This window comes from Streptomyces sp. NPDC127595, assembly GCF_042671685.1.
Classification (GTDB): domain Bacteria; phylum Actinomycetota; class Actinomycetes; order Streptomycetales; family Streptomycetaceae; genus Streptomyces.
The window spans coordinates 223274-248569 of sequence record NZ_JBHXWK010000005.1 but is presented as its reverse complement, the minus strand read 5'-3'; the positions used below and the strand labels follow the sequence as shown (position 1 = coordinate 248569).

Here is a 25296-nt window from a genome sequence, read left to right as displayed (position 1 = left end):
CCGCGCGGGGCCCTGAGTCAGGTCAGCCGGCCGTGTTCACCATCGAAGCCGCCGCGTACGTCAGGTAGTTCCACAGCGTGTGCTCGTGCTCCTCGGAGAGGCCGAGCTCGTCCACGGCGACGCGCATGTGCTTCAGCCAGGCGTCGTGCGCGGCCTGGTCGACGGCGAAGGGAGCGTGCCGCATCCGCAGCCGGGGGTGGCCGCGGTTCTCGCTGTACGTCGTCGGGCCGCCCCAGTACTGGATCAGGAACAGCGTGAAGCGCTCCTCGGCAGGACCGAGGTCCTCCTCGGGATACATGGGCCGCAGCAGCGGGTCCCCGGCGACTCCCTCGTAGAAACGGTGCACCAGGCGGCGGAAGGTCTCCTCCCCGCCGACCTGCTCGTAGAAGGTCTGCTCCTGAAGCGTGCCGCGCCGGATCTCTGTCACCCGTCCATGGTCTCAGACGGGGTGACCGAGGACTCAAGGCTTAGGTCTACCTGCCGCCGCCGGCCCGGCGCTCGCCTCCCGGCTCCTGCGGCAGCACAGTGGAGGTATGAGCGCGCACGCTCTCGACCGGGAACCTGACGACCTCGCCATGGGGGTGCGGGCGGCGCTGGTGCGGGAGATCGACAGAAGCGGGGCCTGGGACGCCGATCCGGTCTGGCGGGAGGCGTTCGAGGCGGTTCCGCGCCATCTCTTCGTGCCGTACTACTACGTCGGGGGAGAGAGCGGCTTCGAGCGCGTGTGGGGCGAGGATCCCGACCCGCGGAACCGGGAGCGCTGGCTGCGCGGTGCGTACGCGGACGGTCCGCTGGCCACCCGGGTGCGGGACGGCGAGCTGCTCTCGTCCAGCAGCCAGCCGTCGCTGATGGCGAAGATGCTGACCGAGCTGGAGGTGCGGGACGGGGACGCCGTACTGGAGATCGGGGCAGGCACCGGGTACAACGCCGCCCTCCTCGCCCATCGGCTCGGCGACGCGCTCGTGACCACGGTCGACCTCGACCCGGAGATCACCGAGTCCGCGCGCCGCCATCTGGCCGCCGCCGGCCACCACCCGACCGTCGTCACCGGCGACGGCGCCCGCGGAGTCCCCGAGCGCGCCCCCTTCGACCGGATCATCGCCACCTGCACGCTGACCACGGTCCCGCACGCCTGGCTGCCCCAGTGCACCCCGGGCGCCCGCATCCTCGCGCCGCTGGCCACGGGTCTGATCACGCTGCGGGTGCGGGACGGCGGGTACGCCGAGGGGCGCTTTCTGCACACGGCCGCCTACTTCGTGCCCTTGCGCGGCAGCACTCGCCCCGAGCCGGAGCCGCCGCACCTGGGCGGACTGGCGCCCCGGGCCAGGAGCGACGAGCTGTTCCGGTTCCTGCTGACCCTCACGGCGGGCAGCCTGGATCCGTACGAGGCCTACGCGCTGTGGGAGCGCGAGGGGCGGCCGGTGCGGGAGCGCTACGGGGTCACGGTCAGCGGCGAGCGCGCCTGGGCGTGGCTGGACGACCCCGAGGGTCCATGCGCCTGGCCACTGCCGTGACGCCCTTGACCGGCCGTGGTGACGCCGGCCGTGGTGACGCCGGCCGTGGTGACGCCGGCCGTGGTGACGCCGGCCGTGGTGACGCCGGCCGTGCTGACGCCGGCCGTGCTGACGGAAGGGGCCTTGGTGTCAGCCTCGCCTGATGGTGATCGTCGTCCAGGCGCCCACGTGTACGCGGTCGCCGTCCTGGAGTGGTACCGGTACGAAGGGCTGGATGGGGTCCTCGCCGCCGTTGACCGTGGTGCCGTTCGTCGAGTTCTGGTCGACGACCGCCCAGCTGCCGTCCGGCTGCTGGACCAGGACCGCGTGCTGGTGCGAGACGCCGGGGTCCTCCGGGGGCACCGACAGGTCGATGTCGGGGGACTCGCCGGTGGAGTGCCGGCGGCGGCCGATCGTCATCTGGTTGCCGATGAGCGGGCGCTGCTGCTCGGGCGAGTACGCGGGCAGGTTCAGGCCCGCGGCCTCGGGGCCCGAGCGCTGCATCATCGCCATGAAGTACTCGCGGTCGGGACCGATCGTCGCCGTCCAGGACAGCGGCTGCTGCTGGTAGGGCGGCCGGCTGCCGGGGCCGGGCGGCGCCTGGGTCGAGGCGGGCTGCGGGTAGCCGTAGCCGCCGCCCTGGGCCTGGCCGGGGCCGTTCGGGCCGCCGGGGCGGGGCTGGGTGCCCGGTGCGGCGGGGCTGCCCGCCGACGGCGGGGAGATCACCGAGTCGTCGTCACCGCCGCCGAGGGGCGGGCCGGGGGGCCCGGGCTGGGTGCTCTGGGGGTAGCCGGGCGAGGCCGGCTGCTGAGTGAAGGCCTGCCGGGCGTCGGGGCCGCCGGGCGTGGGCCCGGGAGGCGGCGGGACCGGACGTGACGGGTCGCCGCCGAAGGGCGGGGGTCCGCCGCCGTACGGGTTGGGCGGACCCGGCGGAATCGGTTCGGCGGGGCGGTTCATCTGCGAGGGCCGTGAGCCCTGGTACTCGTACGGGTCCTGACCGGGACCGGGACCGGCTCCGGTGGGCGGTCCCTGCTGGAACCGCTGCGCCGGATTCGGGCCCTGAGGCTGACCACCGGGGGCGCCAGGCGAGCCGCCAGGCCCCCCGGGCAGCGGCCCCTGCGGGCGCGGCGCCGCAGGCGTGTACGAGGTCGCCGTGTTGGTGAGGAAGTTCCACCGGCACTGCTCGCAGAACGGCGCCGCGCCCTCACGGGGCGTACGGCACTGCGGGCAGAGCTCCGGAGCGGGGTCGGGCACGGCGGAGAGATGGCCGCGCCCGCCGGGGCCGGGCGCCGCCGGATAGCCGTACCCGGCCGCGGGCGGCGGGGGTGGAGGGGGCGGGGGCACGGCACCGGCCATGCGGTGACCGCAGACCTCGCACCAGTCGTCGGAACCCGACTGGTGTCCGTTCGGGCAGGTCGGCATGTCGGCGCTTCCCCCTCTCCGTTTCCGGCCGGTACGGCCGGGTTGCTCCGGCTCCTGGGAGAGCCGGGCTCGCTCACTTCTTTACACGAACAGTCTTTGTGGACCGTGTCTCAAGGGTCATTTCGTCTGCTTCCTCGACCCTTGCCTTCAATCGCACAGTACCTGCAGCGGCATCGACAACGTCGACCACCTTCGCAAGCAGTTTCGCAGTATCGGCGTTACCCGAGGCGCTGGCGAGCTGAACGGCACGTCCCAGCTTGGCCGTTGCTCCGTCGACATCTCCCACTTTGCGTGCGTCCAGGCCCTGTTGGATGACTTGTGCCAGTTCCGCCTGACCTGTGTAGTGCGCGACCTGTGGATTGATCGACGTGGACGCCGCCATGTCGTCGGTCCACACGGCTCGTACGAGCCCCTGGGCGCCGAGGTTCTGCACGCTGCCATCGCTCTGCGGGATCACCAGCGAGACGCGGGCGGCCAGCATCTCCTGGCCGATGCCGGCCGACGGAACCTCCACGCACACGTGGTAGTCGCGGGACTCGTCACCCCAGGAGCCGGTCGGGTAGTCACCGGCGCGCGGGCCCGCCTCGGTACGGCGGCCGGTCAGCTCCTCGACCGTGGGCGCGACCTGCTTGACGAACTTGATCTCCGTGCCGACGGGCGTCCACAGCCGCAGCGCCACGTCCGCGACCTCCTTGCCCATGGCCGTCTCCATCATGTGCGTGAAGTCGGCGGCGAGGGCGGCCGGGTCGGCGACGATGTCGGCGGTGCCGAGCATGGCCGAGGCGATCCCGGTGACCTCCTTGACCTCCCAGTCGGTACCGACGCCACGCGCGTCACAGGTGAAGCGCCCGGCGCAGGAGTCCAGGGCGGCCTTCAGATCCTCCGGCGACTCGTGTTCGTTGCGGCCGTCGGTGAGCAGGATGCCGTGCCGGATCGAGACGTCCGCCGAGGACAGCAGCCGGTCGGCGAGGCGCAGCCAGGTGCCGATCGCCGTACCGCCGCCCGCGCTCAGCTTGCGCAGCGCCTGCTTGGCCTGGTCGCGGGTCGCCGCGTCGGCGACCGCGAGCCGGCCGCCGCCCGGATAGACCTCCTTGGCGACGTGCGTGCCGCCGATCACCGCGAAGTGCACGCCGTCGCGCACGGAGTCGATCGCGGCGGCCGTCGCGTCCCGGGCGCCCCGCATCTTGGTAGGCGGGTAGTCCATCGAGCCCGAACAGTCGACCATGATCGCCACGGCCGCGTCCGGGCCCTGCCCGGCGGTGTACAGGTGGGGCGCGGCGACCGCGCTTCCGATGGTGCCGCCGCCCGTCGAGCTCACCGTGACGATCGCGCTGACCTCGCGGGCGCCGTCGGGCAGGTACTCGTTCTGGTAGACGTCGACCGAGAACTGCGGCACGTTCGACTTCGAGAAATTGGCCATGCCTTCTTCGTCCCCCTCAAAGCCCCCGTAGTACGTACTACGGGGGTGATGACTGTGTCCGGACCGGTCCCCTCCGGTCCGAGGCCGCTCCCCGTTCGCGGCCTCAGGCCGATCCTGCCCCCTGCGCGGGGGCCGGGAACGGCAGGACCGCCACTGTTACGTTGTCGTGGCCCCCGCCGTCCAGGGCGTGACCGACCAGGACCTGTGCGCTGTGCAGCGGACGCTCGGCGGCGTCCAGGGGTACGACCTCGGCCAGGTGCTCGGCCGCCTCCGCGTAGTTCCACAGTCCGTCGGTGCACACCACCACTACACCCGGCCGGTCCGGCTTGAAGGAAGCGGTGTGCGGCTCCAGTTCGTAGGAGTCGGCGCCGAGCCACCCCGTGATGGCGTGGGCGCGCTCGTCGGCGTACGCCTCCGCCTCGTTCATCAGGCCCGCCGCGACCATCTGCGCGGCCCACGAGTCGTCCTCGGTGAGCCGGGCCGGGGGCGAGGCGCGGTCGACGGGAACCCAGTAGGCGCGGCTGTCGCCGACCCAGCCGATGATCAGCAGGGTGGGGGTGACGACGGCGCCGACGAGGGTGCAGGCGGGCGCGTTCACGTGCGGGGCGTGCTCGTCGTGCGAAGCGGGCGGGTCCGCAAGGGAGTTGACGGCCTCCGAGGCGGCGATGATCGCCTCGTGCATGGCCTGCTGCGGATGCGTACCGAGCGGCAGGGCCGCCAGGAGTGCTTCGTTGGCCGCCTGGGACGCGGCGAGCGAGGCCTCGTCGGGGCGGGTCGCCGAGGAGACGCCGTCGCAGACGATCGCCACGACCGCGGGTGAGCCGTCGGGCAGCGCGGTCGAGGAGATCGCGAACGCGTCCTCGTTGCGGTGGTGGCGCAGGCCCCGGTCGCTGACCGCGGAGACCGCGCTCAACTCCTGCTCCATGTGATCGCGTTCGCGCGGCTGCGCGTGCCCGCAGTTCTCGCAGTAGCCGTCGCTGTCGACACTGCCCGAGCGGCAGGCGACGCACAGCCTGGTGCCCGCGGCGGGTGTCGCGGGCTCGGCGGTGCGCGGGTCGGCGAGCGGCGCTTCGGCCGGGGGCGCCAAGGGGTACTCGTCCGGCTCGCGCGGCCTGTCGAACCGTACGCCCGCGGATTCGCCCACCGGGTGCGGGAGTTCGGAGCCGCCCGAGTCGGTGCCCTGGATGTCCGCCGCCCGGTGCACCGGCGCCGGTGTGTTGGAGCTGTCCACCTCCGGCGCGACGGGCCAGTCCACGGACGGGACGGCAGAAGGCGGGTGCGGCGACGTGCCGTTCATGGCGATCGTCGGCTCGTCCTGCGGCGGTGCGGGCACCGCCGACAGGTCGTACCCGCACGCGCCGCAGAAGCGGTCACCCGCCTCCAGCGGCTCCTCGCAACTGGGGCACCGCGAAAGGGCCGTCGGCTGGGGCATCTGGGACATCAATCACACCCACGTCCGGGGGCGGTAACGGTTGGCACGTTCCACCAGATCGATTCTCTCCTCGCCGCCCTGAGCGAGGCGGGCCAGCGTCCGGTACGAGCGCTCCAGACCGAAGCGGAGGCCGCGCTCGTCCAGCTCGCTGCCGAGCAGCGCACGTCCACCGCCGGATGCCGGAGCGGACACCTGGCTACCGGAGAGTACCCAGTCCAGGGCGCAGCCCAGTACTTCTGTGGACAACTGCTCGCGTCGCACCGCGTCGAGACCGTAGCCGCCCAGCGCCTCGACCTGCCCCGCGGCAGCCGTCAGCTCGTCGAGGAACGGCGCGGCGGGCGCCTCCTCGGCGAGTCGCTGCCGCAGCCGCGCCCGCACGGCCGCGACCCGCGCCGCCGTGTAGTGGATCGACGACTCCGGTACGGATTCCAGTGTGTGTACGGCGCCACGGCGGTCGCCCGAGGCGAGCTGCACGCGGGCCAGTCCGAACGCCGAACTCACATAGCTGGGATCGGTCGTCCACACCAGGCGGTAGTACTCGGCGGCGTTGTCGAGCTGCCCGAGCACCTCCGCGCACACGCCGAGGGCCAGCTTGGGCGCCGGCTCGCCGGGGAACGCGTCGTAGATCGCGTCGAAGGACAGCGCCGCGATCTCCTGCTCGCCGTTCGCGAGCGCGGCGACGCCCCGGTACCAGACCACCCGCCAGTCGTCCGGGTGATCCGCCTCCAGGGCCTCAAGTGCCGTGGCGGCAGCGGCCAGTTCGCCCATCTCCAGGCGGGCCCGCAGCTCGCGCAGCCGCAGCTCCAGGGAGCCGGCGGGCGCCGCGTGCAGTGCGGTGATCAGCTCCGCGGGCGCGGAGGCCATCAGCCCGGCGAGGAAACCGGCGTTGGGGTCGCCCGGGTCGACCCGGGGGACGGGCAGCGCGAGTGCGGTGGCGGCGGCCGGGACGGGCTTGACCAGATTGCCGGAGGCGACAAGGGCCGTGGCGGCACCCGAAGTGATGGCGAGTCCACCGCCGTTGGCGGCGGGCAGCGCTCGTTGCCGGCGCCCCACCGGCAGGGCCCGCGCACCGAGACGCGACACGTCCCCGTCCAGCTTTCCGAACAACTCCGTGTCCGTGACCTTGAGTTCGGGCCCGAACAGGGTGGAGAGCGAGGGGCGGGCGCGGCCGGTCTGGACGGAGACGACCTCGCGCAGCACGCCGGTGAGCTGCTCGGCCATCTCCTGCGCGGAGGCGAACCGGCGGGCCGGGTCGGGGTCGGTGGCCCGCACCAGGAGCCGGTAGAACGACTCGTACTGGCGGAAGACCTCGATGTTGTCCGGGTCGGGCAGGGAGTCCACGAACACGTTCGTGTAGCCCTGGAAGTCGAAGGTCATCACGGCCAGCGTGCGGGCCACCGTGTACAGGTCCGAGGCGACCGACGGGCCGACCTCCGCCACCTCCGGCGCCTGGTAGCCCACCGTGCCGTAGATGGCCGACTCGTCGTCGTCCATCCTGCGCACCGCGCCCATGTCGATCAGCTTGAGCTGGTCCTCGGTCTGGATCGCGTTGTCGACCTTGAAGTCGCAGTACAGGAGGTTGCGGCTGTGCAGATGACCGAGCGCCTCCAGGGCCTCGATGCCGTACGCGCAGGCCTGCTCCACCGGCAGCGGGTCCCGCTTCCCGGCCGCCGTACGACGGTCGTTGGCGATCTCCTTCAGCGACTTGCCGCCGACGTACTCCATGACGATGTAGCCGTCGAGGGAGCCGGTGCGCTGGTCGAGGTGCTCGACGAAGTTGTAGATCCGCACGATGTTGGCGTGCTCGATCTCGGCGAGGAAGCGGCGCTCGGAGATCGCGGCCGCCATCGCGTCCTGGTCGCCCGTGTCGAGCAGCCCCTTGAGGACCACCCAGCGGTCGGACACCGCACGGTCGACGGCGAGATACACCCAGCCGAGCCCGCCGTGCGCCAGACAGCCCACGACCTCGTACTGGCCGTGCACGATGTCGCCCGCGGCCAGCTTCGGCACGAACGAGTACGGGTTGCCGCACTTCGTGCAGAACCCCTCTGTGCGCCCGGGCGTCTCACCGCGCGAACGCCCCACCGGCGCACCGCAGTCGGAGCGCGAGCAGAACCGCTTGCGCTCGGGCACCTCCGGGTTCTCCTGGACCATCCCGCGCGGATCGGGCCGCGGCACCCCCGGCACCTCGACCAGGCCGGCACCGAGCCGGCCGCGCCCGGTGGAGCCGGCTGCCGAACCGGAGCTGCGCACCGACACCGAGCGGCCCGTCGAGGAACCGGACAGCGAGCGCGAGAGTCGCCCGGAGACCGAGCGCCGCGACTGCGAGGAGCGTGACGACGTACGCGAACTCGCCCGTGAACTACGGCTGTTGGAGCTGCTTGAGCCCCGCGAACTCCGGCCGCCCGCCGTGATCCCGGTCGGCGGCGAGCCCACCATCCCGCCCGCGGACACGACCGGCGCCAGACCGCACGTGTCGCAGTACAGCTCACCGCCGCCCATGTCCTCGTACGAACCCGAGCAACCGGGCCGCTGGCACTTCTGCTGCTCCACAGACTGCTGACTCACGATTCCCCCTTACGGTCCTGCGGCCCGTTGCCCTGCTCGGGCACCCGCGGGCTGAGCAGGTCGGCCGCCGCGTGCTGGTAGCGCAGTACGGCGTCCTCCGCGACCCGCAGATCGCAGGGCGCGCTCCACAGCATGCGGCGCGCCGCGTCGTAGCGCTCGATGAGGAACGGGTCCTCCGCGAGCCCGTGCCGGGCGACCTTCGCCTTGTACGCGTCCAGGCGGCCGCGCAGCTCGGCGCGGACCGCCAGTGGCTGGGTGACCGCGGTCAACGACTCGCGGGCGCGCAGCAGTTCGTCCTCCGCCTTCTCCTCCAGCGCCTCCAGGAGCGGCGAGAGGCGGTGCCACTGGGCATGCCTGCGGTACTCCGCGGCCGTCTGCAACTGCTCCTGCAGCACGGTCGGCGGGCCGCTGACCGCGGGCACCTCGGACGCGGCGATCTTCGCGAGCACCTCACCACGGGCGCTCCTCGCCTCGGCGAGGGTGCGGTCCGCGCGGCTCAGCACGTCCCGCAGCTTCACCAGGCGCGCCTCGGCGTCCTGCCGGACGGTGAGCACGGCGTCGATCTCCCGGCGCACGTCCTCCAGGGAGCGCGCCTCGCGGTCGTACGTCGCGGTGTCAGGGCGTCCGCCGCCGGGCGCCGAACTCCCTTGCGCGGGAAGCCAGAAGGCCAGCGGGTCGGACACCACGCGCTCGCGCAGGGTGGTCAGCGTGCGGGTGATCCGCTCCAGGTCGTCGCCCGAAGGGTGCTCACCGGGACGTACGCCGACGGAGTGCGCGAGCCGGCGGGTGCGCTGGAGCTCCGCGGCCAGCAGATCGATCCTGGCGGGCAGCGCGGACCAGACGGCGTCCGCCGCGATGACCATGTCGAGCGAGGAGGCGTACAGCTCGTTCATCCGCTCCACCAGCGCGACCAGCGAGAACCGCTCGCTGAGCTTGCCGGAGCCGGCGAGCGTCGGCGCGTTCGCCGTGGCCGTCGCGGAACCGGCGACCGTGATGCTCGCGCCGCGCAGCAGCTCGGTCAGTTCCACCAGGTCCTCGCGGCTGGACCAGCGTCTGCGGGAGCGGATCTCGCGGGCCGAGTGCATCGCGTCCGTGTACGCGTCGAAGTACGCCCACAGCAAGGTGATCGACGCATCGGCGGCCGACCAGCGCTCCTTGGTCGTACCGGTGAGCTCGGCGCCTTCCAGGAGTCTGCGGCCCGCGTGGTCCTGGAGGGCGAGGAGCGAGGTCTCGATGGCCTCGTGCTCCGCGCCGAGCCGCGCCAGCGCACGGTCCACCTCGTCCCGGTCCATCACCGGCTCGGGGGGTCCCGTGACGCCCATCGATCACCTCTCGCTTTCGGCCGTGTCGGCCACGTGTACCGCTACCAGTACTGCCACTGCTGCCCGTACCGCTACTTGTATTGCGCGGCGGGCGGATCGGATGAGGGGGAGTCGGCCCCGAGGGTCGGGGAGAGCCACTTGTCGTACGACGCCTGCCAGCCGCTCTGGCGGTAGTTGGCCAGGACCTGGTTGACCCGGCGTACCAGATCGTCGGCGCCCTTCTTCATCGCCACGCCGTAGTACTCGGTGGTGAAGGACTTGCCCTTGAGCTCGACCGTGGGGTCCTGTGCGGCCTGGCTCGCGGCCAGCGCGCCGTCCGTCACCACGGCGTCGACCTCACCGAGCTGGAGCCTTACCAGGCAGTCGAGTTGGTTGGGAACCGTGGTCGAGATGTCGGCGGTGGGGGCGAGCTTGCCCGCCTTCTTGTCGGCGTCCAGCTTGTCGTACGCGGTGGAACCCGCCGCCGTGCAGATCTTCTGGTCCGCCAGCGACTTGTCGTACCCCGTGATGGTCGAGTTCTTCGGGGCCAGAACCTGCTGGCCGGTCGCGAAGTAGGGCGCGGAGAAGGCGACTTCCTCAAGCCGGGAGCAGGTGATCGTCATGGTGCGGACCACCATGTCGACCTCGCCGCTCTGGATGGCGGGGATGCGCTGGTTGGTGGGGATGGCGCGGAACTGCACGGCGTTCGGGTCGCCCAGGATGTCGTTGGCGATCGCGTGCACGAGATCGATGTCGAAGCCTTCGAGGTCGCTGCCGCTCTCCGTGTTGTTCGGGTCGCGGTAGCCCCAGCGGAAGCTGTTCTGGTCGACGCCGACGATCAGCCGCCGGTCTTTCTCCGGGCGGTTCTTGATGGCCTGGATCGTCGGGCCGTCCAGGCCGGACGGCGCCAGACTCTGGTCCTGCGGATCGGTGCACTCGCCGGCCTTCGCCTGCTCGCCCTGGGCCACCCCCTGGCCGCCGATCCCGGTGCTGCCGTCACCGCGCGCGCTGCTCAACGGCAGCAACAGGGCGAACACCGCGGTGAGTGCGCAGGCGACGGCCATCGCACCCACGCCGCCCCAGCCCTTCAGGCTTGCCCTCAGACGTCGTGCACTCATTGCCGCTCCTCCTCTCACCGCTCCTCCTCTCACCGGTACTCCGAAAGCCTGCGTCCGATGCCCAGCACCGCGCCCGCCGCGGCCAGCACCGCGAGGATCGCCGCACCCACCGGCAGACCGGTCATCGCGTCCAGGCCGTTGCCCGCCGACTGCTTGAACTCGGTCTGTTCGTGCGCCAGGGCCAGCGCCAGGTTCTTGTCGACGCCGTCGAAGCACTCGCCGGTCGGCTTGTCGCTCTTGGAACCGATCACCTTGTCCAGCGCCGCCTGGTAGTTGCCGTCGTCGTCGGCCTCGCGGGCGACGAGGTGACGGCGCTTCCATTCCTCCATGTTGCCCGTCGCGGTCGCCACGGGCTGCTCGCCCGCCTGGTCGTCGGCGAGGGCGGAGGCGGCGGCCAGCTTCTTGGTGAGGTCGTCCATCTCCTGCTGGAAGTCGTAGTCGAAGGCGTCCACGACCGTGCCGTCCTTCAGCTCCTTGGTCTCCGCGCCCCGGCTGACCAGCGTCAGGTTCTCATTGCCGCGCGCGTTCAGTGACGCGAGCCGGGCGTCGTTCAGCACGTTCAGGGAGCGGACGCCGTGGTCGTAGGACTCGTTGAGTCCCGCCCGGGCCACGCTGTGCCCGACCACGAGCCAGAGCAGTACGACCACGGAGGCGGCGGTTGCGGCGGCCATGCCCTGGTTCAACACCCGGTTCGTACGGCGGTAGTTGCGCCGCTGGGCCCAGGCGAGGCCGGCGAGTGCGAGCAGGCCGAGGCCGATCGCGGCCCATGGATAGGGCGTGGCGTCGGCGTAGTCGGCCTCCAGGCGCTGGTTCTCCTTGGTGTAGAGATCCTTGGCCGCCGGGAGCATCTCGTCCTGCATCGTCGCGTTCGCGTACCGCAGGTAGGCGCCGCCGAGCGGGAAGCCCTGCCGGTTGTTGGCGCGGGCCCGCTCGATCAGGCCCTTGTACTCCGGCAGCAGCTTGTTGAGCTTGGCGATGGTATCGGCGGACGGCGAGCCCGGCTCCGAGTTGGAAGCGGCCGTCACCAGCTTCTCGGCGGCCGTCTGGATGTCCGCCTCATACCGGATGCGGGACGCCTCCGTCTCCTGACCGCCTGCCAGGAAGCCGCTGGAGGCAGCCGTGTTGGCGTCCGCGAGCGAGCGGTAGATGTCCGCCGCGCTGGCGCTCAGCGGCTGGCTGCTGTTCAGCACGTTGTCCGCGGCGGCCGAACGGTCCGTCATCTGCCAGGCGGTGACCGCGCCGAACGCGACGACCAGCAGGGCGAGTACGGCGCCGATGATCCGTAGGCGGCCCGGTTCCGTCGTCGCCGCGGCGCGCAGGGTGTCCACGCCCTCCGCCCAGGCCGTGCGGCGTGGGGGAGCGGGGGAGGGGGTCTGCGCCGGCGTGTGTGCGCCGGTGGGCTTCTCGGATCCGGTCGGTCGCGGGGCCGGCGGCGGACCGGACTGCGGCGGCAGGGCCGGCATCGTGGGTGCGGCCGGGCGTGCCGGAGGGATCCCCGGTGTTCCCGGTGGTGCTGTGCTGCCGTTCGGCGGGTGTGTCACTCGACCTCCCCCATGGTCATCCGTCGGGCACCTATGGTCCGTGTGCGAGGAGCACGGACGAGGTGCACGGCCGCAAGTATCGTCGCAGGGACTGTCATCCGCACAGCTCTTCACTCGATCTTGTGCGGATCACAGCGCAGCGCGAAGCTCCCCGCAACGCCCCCCTTCCCCTGAACACGTCCCCGGTATGTGTTCGGTTCCCGTTCGGGGTGGGGGCGGAGGAGGGTTTTTTCGCCCCCTCCGCCCCTACCCGTCCCTTGCTTCCTGGGGGCTGCGCCCCCAGACCCCCGCTGTCGGCCTGGACGGCCTCGTCCTCAAACGCCGGACGGGCTGAAGATCTCTAGCGCCGGCCGGGAGAGATTCGGCCCCTCCGGCGTTTGAGGAGCGGGGGTTTGGGGGCGGAGCCCCCAAGTGACGGGAATGGGCAGGGGCGGAGGGGGCGAAAGAAGCCTTCAGTTCCCCTCGTAGAACGCTCGCACGCGGGTGTGTGCCGAGGCCGGGGCCTCGACGTGGTCCAGGCCCAGGAGGGCGGCGCCCAGGACCGGGCGGGCGGTGACGACCTGGGGGACCGCTTTGGGGGCGCGGTCGGCCAGCAAGTCCCGGATGCGGGTGTCGAGTTGGGGGTGGCGGGCGGCGAGAATGCTGCCGCCGAGGAGGACCGGGGTGGGTTCCTCCAGGAGGGCGAGGCGGGTCAGGGCGACCGTGGCCATGGCGACCACCTCCTCCGCGAGGCGGTCGACGAGGGAGCGGGCGACCGGGTCGCCCTCGTCCGCGGTGGCGAACAGAACCGGCGTCAGCTCATGCCGCCGGGCGTCCCCGAGGTGTTCCAGATGGAGTGCCTCGATCAGGGCGTACATGGAGGGCAGACCGAAGTGGGCGGGGAGGGTGCGGGCGAGAGCGGTGGGTCCGCCCCGGCCGTCCTCGGCACGCGCCGCGTGCCACAGCGCCTCCTCGGCGAGGCCCCCACCACCGCCCCAGTCCCCGGAGATCCGCCCGATCGCGGGAAAGCGCGCGGTGAGCCCGTCGGGCCGCATCCCGACGCAGTTGATACCCGCCCCGCACACCACCGCGACTCCGCGCGGCTCGGCGATCCCGGCCCGCAGGATCGCGAAGGTGTCGTTGCGCACCTCCACACTCGCCCCCCAGGCACGCGCGTGCAGCGCGGCCGCCAACCGCTCCTCCTCGACGGGGAGATCGGCGTTGGCGAGGCAGGCGGAGACATGCGCGACCGAGCTGACGCCCGCCTCGGCGAAGGCCCGGCCGACGGTCTCGGCCAGCGAGTCCACCGCCGTCTCCACGCCGACGGCCGGCGGGCGGAAACCACCGCCGCGCGCCGTCCCGACCACCTGTCCGTCCGCGGCCAGCACGGCCGCGTCGGTCTTGCTGTTCCCCGCGTCGATGGCCAGGACCAGGGCCGTGGGGGCGGATCCGGCGGCCGTCCCGGCGCCGGATCCCGATGAGGTCATGCCCACGCGAGGTGCTCCCGGTTGTGCGCGATCAGCTGGTCGGTGAGGGTGTCGGCGTACTCGTGCTGGCCGATGAGGGGGTGGGCGAGGAGGGCACGGAACACCCGGTCCCGGCCGCCGCGCAGGGCCGCTTCCAGGGCGAGGTCCTCGTACGCCGTCACGTTCGCCATGAGGCCCGCGTAGAGCGGGTCCACGGGCGGTACCGGCAGCGGCGTCGGCCCCTGGGGGCCGACCGAGGCCTGGACCTCTATCACGGCGTCGGCCGGCAGGAAGGGGAGCGTCCCGTTGTTGTACGTGTTCACCACCTGGTAGGGGCTGCCGCCCCCGCCGAGCAGTGCCGCCGCGAGGTCCACAGCCGCCTCCGAGTAGAAGGCGCCGCCGCGCTTGGCGAGCAGCTCCGGCTTCTCGTCCAGCGTCGGGTCGCCGTACATCTTCAGCAACTGCCGTTCCATCTCCGCCACTTCGGAGGCCCGCGAAGGGCTGGTGCGCAGTTCTCGTACGACCTCGTCGTGCGCGTAGTAGTAGCGCAGGTAGTAGGAGGGGACGACACCCAGGCGGTCGACGACGCTGCGTGGCAGGTGCAGGTCGTCGGCGATGGTGTCGCCGTGTTCGGCGAGGAGTTTGGGGAGGACGTTCTCGCCCTCGGGGCCGCCCAGGCGCACACCGGTTTCCCAGCTGAGGTGGTTGAGGCCCACATGGTCCAGGTGCACCTCGGCGGGTGTCACCCCGAGCAGCGCGGCGAACTTCCGCTGGAAGCCGATCGCCACATTGCACAGCCCGACGGTCTTGTGGCCGGCCTGGAGCAGGGCGCGGGTAACGATCCCGACCGGGTTGGTGAAGTCGATGATCCAGGCGTCCGGGTTGGTGCGGCGGACGCGCTCCGCGATGTCGAGGACCACGGGCACCGTGCGCAGCGCCTTGGCGAGGCCGCCCGCGCCCGTCGTCTCCTGCCCGACGCAGCCGCACTCCAGCGGCCAGGTCTCGTCCTCGTTGCGTGCCGCCTGCCCGCCGACGCGCAGTTGCAGCAGTACGGCGTCGGCGCCCTCGACGCCCGCGTCCAGGTCCGCGGTCGTGACGATCCGGCCGGGGTGCCCCTGCCGCGCGAAGATCCGCCGGGCCAGTCCGCCCACCAGCTCCAGGCGCTCCGCCGCAGGGTCGACGAGCACCAGTTCCTCGACGGGCAGGGTGTCCCTCAACCGGGCGAAGCCGTCGATGAGTTCGGGTGTGTAGGTCGACCCTCCGCCGACCACGGTGAGTTTCATACGTGTCAACCCTTCACTCCGGTGAGCGTGACACCCTCGACGAACGCCTTCTGCGCGAAGAAGAACACGAGGATCACGGGGGCCATGACCAGCACGGTCGCGGCCATGGTGAGGTTCCAGTCGGTGTGGTGCGCGCCCTTGAACGACTCCAGGCCGTAGGAGAGCGTCCAGGCGCCGGGGTTCTCGGAAGCGTAGATCTGGGGCCCGAAGTAGTCGTTCCACGCGTAGAAGAACTGGAAGAGGGCGACCGCGGCAATACCCGGTTTGGCCATCGGCAGAACGACCCTCAGGAGCACCCGCAGGTCTCCGCAGCCGTCGACCTTCGCCGCGTCCAGGTACTCGTTCGGGATCGTCATCAGGAACTGGCGCAGCAGGAAGATCGAGAACGCGTCTCCGAACGCCATCGGGATGATCAGCGGCCACAGGGTGCCGGACAGGTCCAACTGCTTCGCCCAGAACAGGTACATCGGGATGATGACGACCTGCGGCGGCAGCATCATCATCGAGATGACCAGCATCAGCGACAGATTCCGGCCCCGGAAGCGGAACTTGGCGAGTGCGTAGGCGACCGGGATCGAGGAGACCACCGTCAGGACGGTGCCGGCACCGGCGTACAGGAGGGTGTTCTTCCACCAGGTCAGAAAGCCCGGGGTGTCGAAGACCTTGCGGTAGTTGCCCCATTCCCAGGTGTGCGGGATCAGATCGCGGCTGAGTGCCTGGGTGTCGCTCATCAGCGAGGTCAGGAACACGAACACGAAGGGGAGTACGAAGAAGAGGGCGGCCGCGACGCCGAGGGCGTGTACGGCGACCCACTCCAGGAGGGCCTTGCGGCGGGCGGTGCGCTCGGCGGGCGAGACGGGGGCCTTCAACTCCGTTGGTTTGTCCAGTACTTGAGTGGTCATGGGGTCAGTCACCTGCCTGGATGAGACCGCCCCGGCGCCGCATCAGGAACGCGGTGAACGCCATGGACAGGGCGAAGAGCACGAGCGCGACCACACAGGCGGAGCCGTAGTCGAAGCGCTGGAAGCCGAGGTTGTAGACGAGTTGGGGGAGGGTGAGCGTCGACTTGTCGGGATAGCCGGGCACGAACTGGGTTCCGGCGCCCTGGATGACGCCCGACGCGACCTTCCCGGCGATCAGCGGCTGTGTGTAGTACTGCATGGTCTGGATCACGCCGGTGACCACCGCGAACATCACGATGGGCGAGATGTTCGGCAGCGTGACGTACCGGAACCGCTGCCACGCCGACGTGCCGTCCAACTCGGCAGCCTCGTACTGCTCCTTGGGTACGTCGAGCAGCGCGGCCATGAAGATGACCATCAGGTCGCCGACACCCCACAGGGCCAGCATGGTCAGGGCGGGCTTCGACCAGGCCGGGTCGTTGAACCAGCCGGGCGCCGGGATCCCGATGTTCTCCAGGATCGAGTTGACCGGTCCCGTACCGGGGTTGAGGAGGAACGCGAAGGCCATCGTGGCGGCGACGGGCGGGGCGAGGTAGGGCAGGTAGAAGAGGGTCCGGAAGACACCCGCGCCCGTCCTGATCTTCGTGATCAGCAGGCCGACGCCCAGCCCGAAGAGCACCCGGAGGCTCACCATGATGACAACGAGCCACAGGGTGTTGCGCAGGGCGGGCCAGAAGAGCGGATAGCTCTCGAAGACGTACTTCCAGTTCTTCGTGCCCACCCACGTCGGCGGCTGGAAGCCGTCGTAGTGCATGAACGAGAAATAGACCGTCGACAGCAGCGGGTACGCGAAGAAGACCGCGAAACCGATCAGCCAGGGCGACATGAAGGCGGCCGTCTTCAGCGCCGCCCGGCGGCGCTTGGCGCGCAGTGTGTACGTGGCGCTCATGACGCTGCTACTTCGCCTGCGCGATGTCCGTGTCGATCTGCGCGGCGGCCTTCTTCAGGCCCGCCTTCAGATCGGTTTCCTTGCCGCTCTCGTAGTCGTATCCGAACTCCTGGATCGTCACGAGATACGAACCGCCGTTGATCGAGGCGGGAGTTGTCGTCGAGTTGGGGTTCGACGCGATGTCCAGGAAGGTCTTGAAGCGGGGGTCGTACTTCAGGTCGGGCGACTTGAGGGCGGCGAGCGTCGAGGGCACGTTGTGGATGGCGTTGGCGAAGCCGACCACGGCGGCGGTGTCCGTGGTCATGTACTTCACCAGCTCCCAGGCCGCGTTCTGCTTCTTGCTGGTGGCGGCGATGCCGGCGATGGTGCCGGTGATGTAACCCTTGCCGTACTGGTCCACCTGGTCGTCGGGGACGGGCAGCGGCGCGACGCCGATCTCGAAGCCGGGCTTGGCCTCCTCGGCCATGCCGAGCCGCCACTCGCCATCCAGCTGCATGGCGACCTGGCCGGTCTGGAAGGGGTGCTTGGGGCCCCACTCGTCACCGAGCTTGGAGCGGTACGTCTCCAGCTTCTGGAAGCCGCCGAGTTCGTCGACGAGCTTCTTCTGGAGCGTGAACCCGGCCTCGAAAGCGGGGTCGTTGGCGACGTTCGACTTGCCGGACGAGTCGAAGTACGTCGGCGAGAACTGCCCGAAGTAGTGCTCGGTCGTGGACTCCCAGCCGTGGTAGTTCGGCATGAAGCCGAGCTGGGAGTAGCTGTCGCCCTTGGAGATGGTCAGCTTCTTGGCGTCGGCCTCGAATTCGGACCAGGTCTTCGGGGGGCTGGAGATGCCCGCCTTCTCGAAGGCGGTCTTGTTGTAGTAGAGCCCGTAGGCGTCACCGAGCAGCGGGGCCGTGCAGCGGTTGCCCTCGAACTGGGTGTATTCGTTCATGGCCTTCGGGAAGGTCTTCTCCGGGTCGATGCCCGCCTTCTCGAAGAAGGGGTTGAGGTCGACGAAGGCGCCCGACGAGCAGAACCTGCCCACGTTGTTGGTGGTGAACGAGGAGACGACGTCGGGGGCATTGTCCCCACCCGCGCGCAGCGCCTGGTTGACCTTGTCGTCCGTCATGTTGCCGACGATCTTCACGTGGATGTTGGGGTGCGCCTTCTCGAAGCCTGCGACCAGGGACTTCACGGCCGCGACCTCGCTCGGCGCGCTCCAGGCGTGCCAGAAGTTGATGGTCGTCTCCGCGGACGCGTCGTCGTTCGCGCCGGATTGGGTCTGGCCGGTACAGGCGGAGGTGAGGAGGGCTATGGAGGCGGAGGCGGCGAGCGCGACGGCCACCTGTCGGGACATTCCGGGCATGGCGGGGTCTCCCTAGGGCAGGGTGAAGGTGTTCGCGGAAGGGGTCTACGAGTTCAGTGGGAGGGATCTACGGGGTTCAGCGGGAGGTGTCGAACACCTCGTCGCGGGTGGCCGCCAGGGCGCTCTCCAACGCGCCGCGCAGCACGGGGTGTTCGTGTACGTCACCGAGCACGAGGCGTGGCCGGGACGCGGCCAGCTCCTCCAACTCGGCCTGGACCAGGGCGCGCAGCGGTTCGCCGCCCGCGGTGAGCGAGGTGCCGCTGAGCACGACGAGCTCGGGGTCGAGCACGGAGACGAGCGAGGCCAGACCGGTGGCGAGCCCGGTCGCATACGTCTGAAGGAGCTGCCGGTAGGGGCCGTCGTCATGGGCGGCGGCCTGCTGGACGAGGGCGGCGGCGACCTCGGCGTGCGGACCGGTGGGTACGGGCCGGATGTTCAGCTCGCGGGCGAGCTTGGGGAGGGCCTGCGAACCGGCCAGTTCCTGGTAGCCACCGCTGTTGGCCTTGGTGACCTGTCGTACCAGCGGCGCCCCCGGCACCGGCAGGAAGCCGACCTCGCCCGCGCCGCCGGTCCAGCCGCGGTGCAGCCGCCCGCCGAGGACGAGCGCGGCACCGAGCCCCTCTTCGTTCCACAGGAGTACGAAGTCCTCGTGTCCGCGCGCCGCACCGAGCCGTTGCTCTGCGATGGCGACGAGGTTGACGTCGTTCTCGTACTCGACGGGCATCGGCAGCGCGGCCGCCAGCTCGTCGAGGATCCCGGCGGAGTGCCAGCCGGGCAGGTGCGAGGCGTACCGCAGCCGCCCGGTGTTGGGGTCGAAGGCGCCGGGCGTCCCGATGACGATCCGCCGGACGTCGTCCCTGGCGAGCCCCGCCGCCTTCACCGCGCCGTCGAGGGCGTCGGTGACCTGGCGTACGACGGACTGCGCGGGGCGCCTGCCGGGCGTGGGGAGCTCGTACTCACCCACCGTCCGCCCGGTCACGTCGGCGACGGCGGCGAGGATGCGCTCGGGGGTGACGTCCAGGCCCGCCGCGTAACCCGCGCCCGGATTGACCACGTACAGCTGGGCGTTGGGGCCCGGGCGGCCCTCGATGGTCCCGGTGGCGAGCACGAGTCCGGCCGCCTCCAGGCGGGCGAGGAGCTGCGAGGCGGTGGGTTTGGACAGTCCGGTGAGCTTGCCGATCCTGGTCCGCGAGAGCGGGCCGTGCGCCAGCAGCAGGTCCAGGGCGGCACGGTCGTTCATGGCGCGCAGAACGCTCGGAGTGCCCGGCGTGCCGGCGGATCCTGCCATGTCTGCGTCACCTGCCTTTCAGCCGCACAGCCTCTCAGCGTGGCCGCCGGGAAGTCCACCGGAAGATCATTGTTAGGAAGGTTTCCTATTGGTGTGAGGAAACTAAGCCGCAGTCGGCGAGGGCGTCAATAGCGGCCGCTGGTGGCAACACAGTCGTTACTTGCGCGAGGCCGGGGAGGCTCCCCTCGGACAGGGGGCCCGGTCACCAGGTAGAGGCTCGCCGAGCGCTGTCCCGGCTCAGCCGATCTGGTCCGGCTCAGCTCTGTGACCTGCGGCGACCAGTTCAGTTGAGAACCTGGGCTTCTGGGAATCTCGGGTGGTGTGGTCCTGGAGGTGTGGATGCCGGACCACGCTTCAGTTGATCTGGTCCGGTCGCTCAGCTCTTCGGGGCGTCTTCGAGCTGGAAGTGCCAGATGACCGCGATCGGGGAATCGTCCAGGGCCGCAGCTGACGCTTCCGGATACCAGTGCAGCAGGTCCCAGGACAGATGGGTCGGGACTGGGTTCGGAGTGGTGTCGGGGTTGAGAGAGTGTTGCGGGCGGCGGGGTTCCTCGAAGCGTCGGACCTGGAAGCCCAGTGGGAGGGCTGCGGCGAGGTAGGCGCTGAGCGGGCGGTGGTACTCGGCGAGGAGGGACGGGCGGCCGTCCGGGCCGGGGCGGCGGGCCAAGGTCGGCCGGAGGTAGGACACCAGCAGGTGAGCGTCCGAGATCACGAGGTTCCCACCAGGGTGCAGTACTCGTGCGAACTCCGCCAGCACCGAGGCCAGATCGGGGACGTGTGTCAGAGCGAGCGCGCACACGACGGTGTCGACCGCGTTGTCGGGAAGAGGCAGCCGTTGCAGGTCGGCCTCGTGGAAGTCGACATCCGGCAGGCGTTTGCGGGCCTGGGCGAGCATGCCCGGTGAGGCATCCGCGCCTATGACGTGGTGGCCGAGCTCATGCAGATAGGCGGTGTGGCGGCCGGTGCCGCAGGCCGCGTCCAGCGCCGTGCCGATGGGCAGGCTGTCCAGGATGCGGCGGACAACGGGCTGCTCAATGTCGATCATCTGGTTACCAGGGGCGTCATAGTACGGCGCCCACTCCTGGTAGACGTCGGCCGCGCTGATCGTGCCTGGAGTCGCCGTGACCCCTTCGGCGTGCGCGAGGGAGGGCGTATCCAGCAGGGCGCGGATCTCGGCGATCCGGGCCTCGACGAACACCCGGTCGGCGCTTCCCTCCCTGAAACCGCGCAGCAAGGCGGCACCTTCGATGCCCAGCAGATATCCCAGGGGGCTCAGATAGGTCACCCCACGCACGGTACGGACACGCCCTCCGACGGCTCCACCGGTTTTCCGGCGCTTCCGGCAGCCGTCGGCCTCGGCCTGTCAGGCGCCGACTCGCTACGGCGAATCCGCCGACGTTCCACTGGAAGATGAGGATGAGCCCCTGGCTCCATGGCGACCTGCACCCAGCCAACATCCTGACCACGAACGGCACGTTCTCCGGCGTGATCGACTCCGGCGACCTCGTCGCAGGCGACCCGGCCTGCGACCTCGCCGCCGCCTGGATCCTGCTGCCGGACGGCGCCGCCGACCTCTTCCACGAGACCTACCGGCTAAGCCCGGATGCCGCGACCCTCCGCCGCGCTCGCGGCTGGGCGGTGCTGCGCGCCCTCAGCAACATCCACATCGCAAACGACGGCGTCCGCGGCCGTCTCGGAGGCAAACCCACCTGGGGCCCACCCGCCCACGCCTCATTGCAACGACTCACCGCATCGGTCCACCAGTGATCAAGCACTCGGCGGGACGTCAGGAAACAAGCTTGGGGTCCAGTGTGGCGGTGAACTCCGCCCAGGCGGTCGGGGTCAGGCGGAGTATCGGGCCTTCGGGGGACTTGGAGTCGCGGATGGCTATGGTGTGGGGGATGTTGCGGGCGACTTCGACGCATTCGCCACCGGCGTTGCTGTAGTTGGACTTGACGAAGTCGAACTCGTGCATGGGTCAGATCTCCTGGCGAATGGTGTCGATCAGCAGGACCGAGTCGTGCGGAGCGAGGCTCAGCCGCGCCGTACGTTCGAAGAACATGCTGTACGCGGCGCTCTCGGCCTCGTTTTCCACCCACACAGTAGACGCGATGGTGTCGGCGTGGACCACGTCCACAGCCTCGTTCTCGGCGAACGAAATGATGGTGAACGGGCCCGAGATGCAGGGGTGCCCGCCCGCGCGGTATGGCACTACTTGTAGGCGTACGTTCGGCAGCTTGGTGACCTCCAGGAGCTGCTCCAGTTGTGCGCGCATGGTGTTGGGGCCGCCGATCAACTGTCTTAGCGCCGCTTCCCAGATGACGGCGTACACCTGAAGCGGGCGCGGGTCATGCAGGCGTGCCTGGCGGCGCATTCGGATCTCGACGAGGCGCTCGATTTCGTCCGGGTCCTCCCACACGCCCACGCCCTCGGTGACGATCAGCGAGCGGGCGTACTCGGCGGTCTGGAACAGGCCTGGGACCAGGGAGAGTTGCCAGGAGCGCACCCGGCTCGCAACGTCCTCCAGTGCGATGTATTCGGACAGTGTGCCCGGATGCGGCGAGTGCTGCCACCATCCTTTGGCCTTGCGGCGCTCGCGGTCCAGCTTGGCCAACTCCATCAGTCGGCCTACGGCTTTGTGGTCCTCCGCGCCGTAGAACTCGCACAGCACCCGGATGTCCAGGTCCCGCATCGGTACCCAGCCGCGTTCCATCTTCACGATCTTGGTGTTGGTCGCGCTGATGGACTCGGCTGCCTGTTGCTGCGTCTTTCCTGCCGCGTCGCGCAGACGTAGGAGTTCTCCACCGAGCCTGCGGCCCAAGACAGTTGACGCCCGGTTGTTCACGGGCTGGGTTGATCGCGTCACGGTCACAGTTTGTCCCGTAGGCATCACAGAGTCGACCTCCTTCACTCGTTCGGGAATAATTTCCCCGAGTTTATTGCCTCCGGAAATAGTGGCCATTTACATTCAGTGCTCAGCCGCTCACTTGGCGGTGTCACAAGGAGGTACGTGTCCATGGCCGACGCCCCACCCGTTCTCCACGAGGACCGTCTCGACTACACCCCGCTCGCCCGCAGTGTCACCCTCGCCCGCCGTCGAACCGCCCGGCTGGTCACCGAGTGGGGGCACCTCGACCTCGCCGGGGACGCCGCCCTCGTCGTCTCCGAGCTGATGACCAACGCCCTGCTGCACGGCAGCCTGAGAGACCGCCTCATCCGCGTACGGATCACGCTCACCGGCACCGCCCTGCGGGTCGAGGTGAGTGACCCGCGCGGCGAGCGGCTGCCGTGCCCGCGCGTGGCAGAGGGGACTGATCAGTTCGGGAGGGGGCTGTTACTCGTCGGGGCACTGGCGGATCGCTGGGGAAGCGAGCCCCGGAGCGTCGGCAAAACCGTGTACGGGGAGTGGGACCTGGCTCGGCGGTCCGATCTGCTCGCGAGCGCGGAGGAGTGACGGGAATGGCGCTAGCGTGGGCACGTGCCACGGCGGTGTTCGACGAGCAGAAGGGGGGGCGATGACCATGCCGTACGCGGACGGGGACGGTCCGCTCATTCCTCGGCCCGAGCTGACGCTTCCGGCCCTGCGCCAGGCCGTGGCCACGGTCGCCCCGTCCCGCCTCCCGGAGTTCTTCGAGGACCTGCAGAAGGCCTTCGTGCGGGCCGGTGACGAGGACAGCGTCGTACCGATCCGGATGTTCTACCGGGAGTGGGGGGTCTTAGTCGACATCGAGCGGTACCCGGAGACCGCACGGCGGCTGCCTGCTGCCGAGGAGGCCATCAGCAGCCCGGATCCGGTTGTCCGCGACCGCGCCATCCGCGAGGCCGGTGACATCGTGCGCGCCGCGCATCGTGAGGTCACGGGTGGCTGACTGGCACTGGGAGCCGTTTCAGATTTCCAGGAACGGTGCTGTCTCAAGAGTCGGGTACGGCGCGGGGAGTGGAAGCGGCTGCCCGAGGTCGACCTTCGCCTCGGTGTCGTAGTACGCCTTGGTGGGGTCGTCGCTCGGGACGATCGGGTCCGAGTAACAGTGGGCCGTCTTCGTGTTGCGGTTGATCAGGACGTAGACGGGGACGCCGGTGGCGGCGTAGGTGCGCAGCTTGGGGCCGGTGTCCGTCTCGTGGTTGGTGGAGGTGACCTCGCCGACCAGAGCGATCATGCTGATGGCATACCACCCCTTGTGGGCTTTGAGGTACGACACGTCCAACTCGGTGGGTTCGCGGTGCAGGACGTAGAAGTCGGGAATGACGAGGTCCATCGTGCTGCCGTCTTTATGGGCGGCGCGGAATCCCATTCCCAAACCCGCCAACTCGAATCCGGCGGTGCAGAGCTGGAGGGTGAGTCTGACGGCGCTCTTGCTGTGGTTGTAATCCGGCTGCGGCGGCACGATGACCGTCCCCTCGACGTACTCGGGTCGAATCGGCATCGGAGACGCCTCTTCGAACGCGATCAACAGATCGATGGGGTCTACCTGCGTCATGACCGGCTCCATAATCGGTTCGGCGCTCATCGCTGGTTCTCCTTGTCGCAGTGGTGCCAGGCTACGCCCGCACTGGATGCCCCGGCAGAACCATGGGCCACCCGGGCGTCGTACGACATGGAAAGACCGCACCCGTTCACTCGAACGAGCGTGCTGAACCGTTACGGCTGCCGACCGGCTACTTCGTCACGCTCGGCGGCGTCAGCGGTGAAGCGGCCTGGGACTGCGGGGACGTGGAGGAGGCGTAGGCCGACGGGGCCGACATGCCTGCCGTCGGGTCGGCCGGGGGCTCGTCGTCCGGCTGGGCCGGGGGACCGCCGGCCAGGCGGATGTCCGCGGCGTCGAAGGCGCGCTTGATGCGCCAGCGGAGCTCGCGTTCGACGCTCAGCGCCTTGCCGGGCATCGTCTTCGCGGAGACGCGGACGACCATCGAGTCGAGGAGGACGGTGTCGAGGCCGAGGACCTCGATCGGGCCCCAGAGGCGCTCGCTCCAGGGCTCTTCCTTGCTCATGGCCTCGCCGACCTCGTTCAGGACGGACTGGACGCGGTCCAGGTCCTCCGAGGGGTGGACCATGACGTCGACGCCGGCGGTGGCCCAGCCCTGGGAGAGGTTGCCGATGCGCTTGACCTCGCCGTTGCGGACGTACCAGATCTCGCCGTTGTCGCCCCTGAGCTTGGTCACGCGGAGGCCGACCTCGATGACCTCGCCGGAGGCGACGCCCGCGTCGATCGTGTCCCCGACGCCGTACTGGTCCTCCAGGATCATGAAGACGCCGGAGAGGAAGTCCGTGACGAGATTGCGGGCGCCGAAACCGATCGCGACGCCCGCGACACCCGCCGAGGCGAGCAGCGGCGCCAGGTTGATCTCGAACGTGCCGAGGACCATCAGCGAGGCCGTGCCCATGATCACGAAGGACGCGACCGAGCGGAGCACCGAGCCGATGGCCTGGGAGCGCTGGCGGCGGCGCTCGTTGTTCACGAGGAGCCCGCCGAGCGCCGTGCCGTCCACCGCCTGGGCGGTGGAGTTCATGTGCTCTATCAGCTTGCTGATCGCCCGCCGTACCGCCACTCTCAGCACCGCCGCGATGACCACGATCAGCAGGACCCGCAGGCCGATGCTGAGCCACGTCGACCAGTTCTGCTCGACCCAGCTCGCGGCGTTGGTCGCGCTTTCCTGGGCGTCCTGAAGCGTTGCCGCCGCCGGGTCCGTCGCCGACGGGGTGGGGGTGGGGGACGGCGACGGCGTAACGGCGGCGAGTAGGACGTGCAAGGACACAGCAGGTACCTCCAGGCGTAGCTGTCCGCCCGCGG

Annotated in this window: 23 protein-coding genes; 4 read left to right on the top strand and 19 right to left on the bottom strand. The window is 70.2% G+C overall.

From position 1 onward, the window contains the following. Positions 1 to 22: 22 nt before the first annotated feature. Positions 23 to 427 carry a globin gene (locus tag ACFVKT_RS18115; RefSeq protein WP_385732525.1) on the bottom strand — a complete coding sequence of 135 codons (405 nt, stop codon included), beginning with the start codon at positions 425 to 427 and terminating at the stop codon, positions 23 to 25. A gap of 106 nt (positions 428 to 533) precedes the next feature. On the opposite strand from ACFVKT_RS18115, the gene ACFVKT_RS18110 reads away from it, so the two are divergent. Then, the gene (locus ACFVKT_RS18110) at positions 534 to 1514 is read left to right on the top strand and encodes a methyltransferase domain-containing protein (protein ID WP_385732523.1); all 981 of its coding nucleotides are present in this window, start codon (positions 534 to 536) and stop codon (positions 1512 to 1514) included. 129 nt (positions 1515 to 1643) lie between these two features. On the opposite strand, the gene ACFVKT_RS18105 is transcribed toward ACFVKT_RS18110, so the two are convergent. The 14 genes from ACFVKT_RS18105 to ACFVKT_RS18040 all read right to left on the bottom strand — a co-directional run bounded on the left by ACFVKT_RS18105 (position 1644) and on the right by ACFVKT_RS18040 (position 20792). Beyond that, entirely contained in the window at positions 1644 to 2915 is a 1272-nt protein-coding gene (locus ACFVKT_RS18105; RefSeq protein ID WP_385732521.1) for an FHA domain-containing protein, read from the bottom strand. 73 nt (positions 2916 to 2988) lie between these two features. Beyond that, entirely contained in the window at positions 2989 to 4335 is a 1347-nt protein-coding gene (locus ACFVKT_RS18100; protein ID WP_385732519.1) for a VWA domain-containing protein, read from the bottom strand. Positions 4336 to 4438: 103 nt separating this feature from the next. Continuing rightward, positions 4439 to 5779 (bottom strand): protein phosphatase 2C domain-containing protein, encoded by a 1341-nt coding sequence (locus ACFVKT_RS18095; RefSeq protein WP_385732517.1) that lies wholly within the window; start codon positions 5777 to 5779, stop codon positions 4439 to 4441. Further along, positions 5780 to 8269 (bottom strand): tetratricopeptide repeat protein, encoded by a 2490-nt coding sequence (locus tag ACFVKT_RS18090; protein WP_385733164.1) that lies wholly within the window; start codon positions 8267 to 8269, stop codon positions 5780 to 5782. It abuts the gene before it with no gap. A gap of 62 nt (positions 8270 to 8331) precedes the next feature. After that, complete coding sequence (locus ACFVKT_RS18085) at positions 8332 to 9657, bottom strand: hypothetical protein (protein WP_385732515.1); 1326 nt, start codon at positions 9655 to 9657, stop codon at positions 8332 to 8334. A gap of 71 nt (positions 9658 to 9728) precedes the next feature. Then, the gene (locus ACFVKT_RS18080; protein ID WP_385732513.1) at positions 9729 to 10754 is read right to left on the bottom strand and encodes a glutamate ABC transporter substrate-binding protein; all 1026 of its coding nucleotides are present in this window, start codon (positions 10752 to 10754) and stop codon (positions 9729 to 9731) included. A gap of 29 nt (positions 10755 to 10783) precedes the next feature. Next, positions 10784 to 12295, bottom strand: coding sequence for a hypothetical protein (locus ACFVKT_RS18075; RefSeq protein WP_385732511.1), 1512 nt, complete (start codon positions 12293 to 12295; stop codon positions 10784 to 10786). A gap of 452 nt (positions 12296 to 12747) precedes the next feature. Then, the gene (locus tag ACFVKT_RS18070) at positions 12748 to 13761 is read right to left on the bottom strand and encodes an N-acetylglucosamine kinase (RefSeq protein WP_385732509.1); all 1014 of its coding nucleotides are present in this window, start codon (positions 13759 to 13761) and stop codon (positions 12748 to 12750) included. Then, entirely contained in the window at positions 13758 to 15023 is a 1266-nt protein-coding gene (locus tag ACFVKT_RS18065) for a 6-phospho-beta-glucosidase (protein ID WP_385732507.1), read from the bottom strand. The genes ACFVKT_RS18070 and ACFVKT_RS18065 overlap by 4 nt, the downstream gene beginning before the upstream one ends. Positions 15024 to 15028: 5 nt before the next feature. Then, a complete protein-coding gene (locus tag ACFVKT_RS18060; RefSeq protein WP_385732505.1) occupies positions 15029 to 15925 on the bottom strand; it encodes a carbohydrate ABC transporter permease in 897 nt (298 codons plus the stop codon). 4 nt (positions 15926 to 15929) lie between these two features. After that, on the bottom strand, positions 15930 to 16874 hold the full coding sequence (locus ACFVKT_RS18055; RefSeq protein WP_385732503.1) for a carbohydrate ABC transporter permease: 945 nt from the start codon (positions 16872 to 16874) through the stop codon (positions 15930 to 15932). Between the two features lie 7 nt (positions 16875 to 16881). After that, positions 16882 to 18219, bottom strand: coding sequence for an ABC transporter substrate-binding protein (locus ACFVKT_RS18050; protein WP_385732500.1), 1338 nt, complete (start codon positions 18217 to 18219; stop codon positions 16882 to 16884). A gap of 76 nt (positions 18220 to 18295) precedes the next feature. Beyond that, complete coding sequence (locus ACFVKT_RS18045) at positions 18296 to 19507, bottom strand: ROK family transcriptional regulator (protein ID WP_385732498.1); 1212 nt, start codon at positions 19505 to 19507, stop codon at positions 18296 to 18298. A 376-nt stretch (positions 19508 to 19883) separates the two neighbouring features. Then, positions 19884 to 20792: a class I SAM-dependent methyltransferase gene (locus tag ACFVKT_RS18040; protein WP_385732496.1), complete on the bottom strand. Its 909-nt coding sequence runs from the start codon at positions 20790 to 20792 to the stop codon at positions 19884 to 19886. A gap of 131 nt (positions 20793 to 20923) precedes the next feature. Here ACFVKT_RS18040 and ACFVKT_RS18035 point away from each other — a divergent pair, with 131 nt between their 5' ends. Further along, on the top strand, positions 20924 to 21274 hold the full coding sequence (locus tag ACFVKT_RS18035) for a phosphotransferase (RefSeq protein WP_385732494.1): 351 nt from the start codon (positions 20924 to 20926) through the stop codon (positions 21272 to 21274). 19 nt (positions 21275 to 21293) lie between these two features. Here the strand turns inward: ACFVKT_RS18035 and ACFVKT_RS18030 are convergent, their stop codons facing one another. Further along, complete coding sequence (locus ACFVKT_RS18030; protein ID WP_385732493.1) at positions 21294 to 21482, bottom strand: DUF397 domain-containing protein; 189 nt, start codon at positions 21480 to 21482, stop codon at positions 21294 to 21296. A 3-nt stretch (positions 21483 to 21485) separates the two neighbouring features. Beyond that, the gene (locus ACFVKT_RS18025; protein WP_385733162.1) at positions 21486 to 22397 is read right to left on the bottom strand and encodes a helix-turn-helix domain-containing protein; all 912 of its coding nucleotides are present in this window, start codon (positions 22395 to 22397) and stop codon (positions 21486 to 21488) included. A 126-nt stretch (positions 22398 to 22523) separates the two neighbouring features. Here ACFVKT_RS18025 and ACFVKT_RS18020 point away from each other — a divergent pair, with 126 nt between their 5' ends. Together ACFVKT_RS18020 and ACFVKT_RS18015 are read left to right on the top strand one after the other, a co-directional pair. Further along, positions 22524 to 22961 (top strand): ATP-binding protein, encoded by a 438-nt coding sequence (locus ACFVKT_RS18020; protein ID WP_385732491.1) that lies wholly within the window; start codon positions 22524 to 22526, stop codon positions 22959 to 22961. A 61-nt stretch (positions 22962 to 23022) separates the two neighbouring features. Further along, on the top strand, positions 23023 to 23376 hold the full coding sequence (locus tag ACFVKT_RS18015) for a hypothetical protein (RefSeq protein WP_385732489.1): 354 nt from the start codon (positions 23023 to 23025) through the stop codon (positions 23374 to 23376). An 18-nt stretch (positions 23377 to 23394) separates the two neighbouring features. Here ACFVKT_RS18015 and ACFVKT_RS18010 read toward each other — a convergent pair whose 3' ends face one another. Both ACFVKT_RS18010 and ACFVKT_RS18005 read right to left on the bottom strand, forming a co-directional pair. Next, positions 23395 to 23985, bottom strand: coding sequence for a Uma2 family endonuclease (locus ACFVKT_RS18010; RefSeq protein WP_385732487.1), 591 nt, complete (start codon positions 23983 to 23985; stop codon positions 23395 to 23397). Positions 23986 to 24163: 178 nt separating this feature from the next. After that, positions 24164 to 25261: a mechanosensitive ion channel family protein gene (locus tag ACFVKT_RS18005; RefSeq protein WP_385732485.1), complete on the bottom strand. Its 1098-nt coding sequence runs from the start codon at positions 25259 to 25261 to the stop codon at positions 24164 to 24166. Between the last annotated feature and the right edge of the window lie 35 nt (positions 25262 to 25296).